Annotated in this window: 3 protein-coding genes; all 3 read right to left on the reverse strand. The window is 78.3% G+C overall.

Annotated elements, in window-relative coordinates; all coding sequences use genetic code 11:
- Positions 1 to 2,827, reverse strand: a 2,827-nt coding sequence (locus GTQ99_RS20600) for an ATP-binding cassette domain-containing protein (protein WP_338075161.1), incomplete at its 3' end; no start/stop codon positions are given.
- Positions 2,828 to 2,883: 56 nt separating this feature from the next.
- Entirely contained in the window at positions 2,884 to 3,378 is a 495-nt protein-coding gene (locus GTQ99_RS20605; RefSeq protein ID WP_166617572.1) for an HNH endonuclease, read from the reverse strand.
- A gap of 355 nt (positions 3,379 to 3,733) precedes the next feature.
- Positions 3,734 to 4,120, reverse strand: a 387-nt coding sequence (locus GTQ99_RS20610; RefSeq protein WP_205707926.1) for a C40 family peptidase, incomplete at its 5' end; no start/stop codon positions are given.

Raw genomic sequence — 4,120 nt, forward strand, 5'->3', positions numbered from 1 at the left:
CCACGACGAGCTCGCGCAGCCGCCCCCGCCCCGCGAGCAGGTCCACCGCCGGCGGGACCCGCACGACGTCCTCGCTGCCCGCCAGCGCCGCCACCGCCCGCAGCCACTCGCGCGCGACGGGCGCCTCGGTGACGACCGCGCCGGCGACCGTGCCGTAGTACGAGGCGCCGGCGACGGCGGCGGCCACGAGCAGGGCCTGCGCCAGCGACCACCAGCCCAGCAGGTGCAGGCCCCAGGTGAGCACGACGCCGCACTGCACGAGGATCCCCGGCACGCCCTCCAGGACGGCCCGGACGCGGAACTCCACGACCGAGGCGCGCACCCGGCGGGCGTCCACCCGGCCCAGCGAGACCAGCACGGCCGGCACCGCCGCGGCGAGCTTGACGGTGCGGGCCGCGTCGACGGCCGAGCCGAGCGCACGGCCGAAGGCGGCGCGCGCGTCCCCGGCCACCCGCCCGCGCCGCCCGGAGGCGCCGGCCCCGGCCACCGACACCAGCGCCGAGCCGAGCATCACCGCCGCCACGACCGCACCGGCCACGAGGTCGCGGGCCACGGCCGCGGTGACGAGCGCGACGAGGACGCCGATGACGACGTCGACCCAGCGGTCGACGTAGAGGACGAAGCGCTCGGAGTCCAGCGAGCGGGCGGCGACCTCCCCCGCGGGGACCCGCGCCAGCCGGCGCTGGCCGGTCTGCCCGCGCAGCACCGCCAGGCGCACCGCGAGGGTGACGGCGTTCCACCACGCCGGGTAGACGCGCAGCGCCAGGCCCAGCACGAACGGCACGGCCAGCAGGGTGGCGACCAGGCCCGCGGCCGGCAGCCGCACGTCCGCCGCCGAGGCGCCCGGTGCACCGAGGCCCTGCACGACCAGGCCCCACAACCAGCCGCTGAGCGCGCCGTAGGGGCCCAGCAGCGAGGAGAGCATGAACATCAGCGCCCCGAGGACACCCCAGCGGGGGTGGCTGAGGACGGCCTGCAGCACGGCGCGCGCCAGGTGCACCGGCCCGGCCGGCACCGGGGGGCGCTCGCGCCGCGGGCGCGGCGCGGGCGCGGCGTGCGCACCGGACCGCGGCGGCACCCGCCCGCCGGGTCCACCCCCGGGTCCACCGCCGGGTCCACCGCCGGGCTGCTCGTGACCGGCGGCCGCGAGCAGGTCGGCGAACGGGCCGGGGGTGGCGGCGAGCTCCTCGCGCGGGCCGTGCTGCACGAGCCGGCCGTCCTCGAGGACGGCGACGGTGCCCGCGCGCCGCGTCGTCGACAGCCGGTGCGCGACGACCAGGCCGGTCCGCCCGGCCAGCAGCCGCTCGGCGGCCGCGCCGACGCGGTGCTCGGTGACGGGGTCCATCCGCGCGGTGGCCTCGTCGAGGACGACGACGCGCACGTCGCGCACGAGCAGGCGGGCGAAGGCGACGAGCTGCTCCTCGCCCGCGGACAGGGTCGTCCCGCCCGGGCCGAGGAGGGTCTCCAGGCCGTCGGGCAGGGCGGCGACCCAGTCGGCCAGCCCCAGGGAGTCCACCGCCTCGCGCACGCGGGCGTCGTCGACCTCGGCGGTGAGGGTGATGTTCTCGCGCAGGGAGCCCGCGAGGACCTCGGTGCGCTGGGTGACCACCCCCACGGTGCGGCGCAGCTGCTGCAGGTCGAGGTCGCGCACGTCGACGCCGCCGAGCAGGACCGCCCCGCGCGGCGGCTCCACGGCGCGCGAGAGCATCGCGGCCAGCGTCGACTTGCCGGAGCCGCTGCGGCCCACCAGCGCGCACGTCGTCCCGGCCGCCACCCGCAGGTCGACCCCGCGCAGCCGGAACCCGCCGGGGTGGGCGAAGTCGAGGTGCTCCACGCGCACCTCCAGCGGACCGGCGGGCGCCGGGCGCCCGCCGGCGGGCTCGGCCGGTGCGCCGAGCAGGCCGCGCACGCGCTGCAGCGCGCCCAGCCCGGCCTGCACGAACGGCAGCTGCTCGCTGATCTCGGTGAGGTCGCCGGCGAAGCCGCCGACCAGCAGCCAGATCGTCACCAGCTGCGCCACGCCGAGGCGGCCGTCGCCGACGAGGAGGACCCCGCCCAGCACCAGCCCCGAGCACATCAGCGCCAGCAGCACCGTCGTGCGGCGCACGACGGTGGCGGTCGCCTCGGTGGTGCGCAGCACGCGGGCCAGGACCTCGGCGGCCAGCTGGGCGTAGCGGCGCACCACGTGCGCCTGCCCGAGGCTGGAGCGCACGTCGTCGCGGCCGGCGACGGCCTCCTCCAGCTGGGCGGCGTGCTCGGTCCAGGCGACCTCCTCGGCGAGCTTGCGCGCGGCCAGCTCCCGCGTCAGCCGGCGCCCCAGCAGCCAGGCCAGCAGCGCGACGAGGGGGAAGGCGAACCACGCCGGCCACCAGGTGAGCCCGGCGACGACCCAGCCCAGCAGGGAGCGGACCAGGCCGCGGCCGAGCTCCCAGACGCTCTCGCGCAGCAGCTGCCCCAGCTGGCGCGGGTCGTCGTCGACGCGGTCCAGGACCTCGCCGACGGCCTGCTCGGCGAGGTCGGGGACGGGCTGGGCGAGGGCGGCGGCCAGCAGGTCGGCGCGCAGCCGGCCCTCGGCGCGGCCGACGGCACCGGCGAGGGCGAGCCGGCCGGCGGTGTCCAGCAGGCTGGCGCCCACGAGCAGCACCGCCAGGGCGGCCAGCAGCCCCGTCGTGGGCCCGGCCGCGATGCGGCCGGTGACGACGGCGCCCAGGGTCTCCCCGACGGCGGCCAGCACGCCCAGCGCGAGGGCCAGCGCCGAGGCCGGCCCGCGCAGCCGGCGCACCGTCAGGGTGCGGTCGGCTGCCGGGACGGGCTCGTCGTGGCGCACCCGGGAACGCTAGCGAGCGCGTCCCCGCGCGGTCCCGCCGTTTTCCGGCGGGCGCCTCAGGCCGCCGCCGCCAGGAAGCTGTCCCAGCGGGGGTCGGGCTGCTCGGCGCCGCGCACCGCCCAGGAGGCCCCGCGCGGGGCCGCGGGGCGGAAGGGCAGCGTCCAGCCCATCTCCTCCGGCGTGCGGTCGCCCTTGGCGTTGTTGCAGCGCACGCAGCAGGCGACGAGGTTCTCCCAGCTGTCCGGTCCGCGCCTGCTGCGGGGCAGGACGTGGTCGACGGTGGTGGCGTGCCCGCGGCAGTAGGCGCAGCGCTGGTGGTCGCGGCGCAGCACCCCGCGCCGGCTGACGGGGACGACCGTGCCGCGCGGCACCCGCACGTAGCGGGTGAGCAGGATGACCGACGGGCGTTCCAGGCTCACCGTGGCGCCGACGACGGGGTCGGCGTCGGCCAGGACCACCGACGCCTTGCCGGCCAGGACGAGCACGAGGGCCCTGCGGAAGGACACCACCGCGAGCGGTTCGTAACCGGCGTTCAGCACGAGCGTGCGCACATCCACCTCCACACACGACGAGAGGCGCCGACCCCGGTGGGGAGGGCGCCTCTGAGAGGGACGACGGCGTGGGAGCGCACATGGTGGTGGCGCACGTGGTGGTGGACCACCGCCGCGCACCGCGGGGCGTGCGGTGTCGCGGGGGCTGCTGCGTGCTGACGCGTCGTCATCGAGCCTCCCGCGGGTGCCGTCGTCGTGACCGCACTGTACGTCGCGGGTGGTGGAGCAGTCAGCAACTTTGGGGTGAACCGCCGCGCGCACCCCGCACGCAGCCCGCACGTGCGGCGAGCCGCCGGCCCGGAGGAGGAGGTGGGGAGTCCTCCGGGCCGGCGGCTCGCCGGTGGTGCTGCGCGGGTCAGACGGTGGGCGCGAGGCGCCCGAAGGTGACCGCGTCGCTCCAGATGGCGCGCAGCTGCACGGGCTTGCCCGAGCGCGGCGCGTCCCACATCTGCCCGCCGCCGGCGTAGATGCCGACGTGGTAGGCGCGCCCGCCGCCGCTGGTGAAGAAGACGAGGTCGCCGGGCACGGCGTCGTGGGCCGCGAGGCGGGTGCTGGCCTGCAGCTGCGCGGTGCTGGTGCGGGGGATGTTGATCCCGACCTGGCGGTAGACGTAGCTGGTGTAGCCCGAGCAGTCGAAGCCGGCGGGCGTGGTGCCGCCGTAGACGTAGGGCACGCCCGCGTAGTCGTCGGCGACGGCGAGGATCTGCTGGCCCAGGCTGGGGGCCGGGGCGGGAGCCGGGGC

The organism is Kineococcus vitellinus (assembly GCF_009906315.1).
GTDB classification, from domain to species: Bacteria; Actinomycetota; Actinomycetes; order Actinomycetales; family Kineococcaceae; genus Kineococcus; species Kineococcus vitellinus.